The organism is Oleiphilus sp. HI0067 (assembly GCF_001635735.1).
On the sequence record NZ_LWFI01000516.1, the window covers coordinates 1 to 641 of the forward strand.

At 44.6% G+C, this 641-nt stretch carries 1 protein-coding gene; it reads right to left on the bottom strand.

Annotation, left to right across the window (positions count from 1 at the left end; all coding sequences use genetic code 11):
• A partial coding sequence (locus tag A3739_RS06120) for a TRAP transporter large permease subunit (RefSeq protein WP_156502396.1) occupies positions 1-562 on the bottom strand: 562 nt, incomplete at its 3' end.
• Positions 563-641 lie beyond the last annotated feature (79 nt).

Sequence of the window (641 nt, forward strand, 5' to 3'; positions counted from 1 at the left end):
CAATATACAAAGCAATCAATAACAAACCTGGAGCAACGGCCGCCTGGAACAAATCCCCAACCGGCAAGCCCAATACATCGCCTAATATGATCAAGATGATTGAAGGAGGGATAATTTGTCCCAAGGTGCCCGATGCACAGATGGTGCCGCACGCTAATTGCTTATCATAGTTGTACTTCAACATCGCTGGCAGCGATATCAAACCCATCGCGACCACACTCGCTCCGACAACACCAGTAGATGCAGCTAAGAGCGCACCGACTAAGATTGTACTAATCGCTATACCACCACTCATACGACCAAACAACTGCGACATAGAAACCAGTAATTGTTCCGCTAACTTGGTTTTCTGTAGCACCACGCCCATAAAAATAAACAGCGGTATCGCCATTAATATGGTGTTTTCCATAATGCTTTGAATGCGATAAGGCATGAAAGCAAACAAATCAAAGCCTTCAGCAATCACTCCAAAAACAAGTGCGACGCCTGCAAATGTAAACGCAACGGGAAAGCCCAGCATCAATAAAAGAAGCGCAGCAAAAAACATAATAATGCCTATCATGAGAGCATTCCTTTATTGCCTTGCTGATAGTGAGCACGCCCTTTTAAGACCAAAATAGCTTTAGTCATCATGCCGAGAG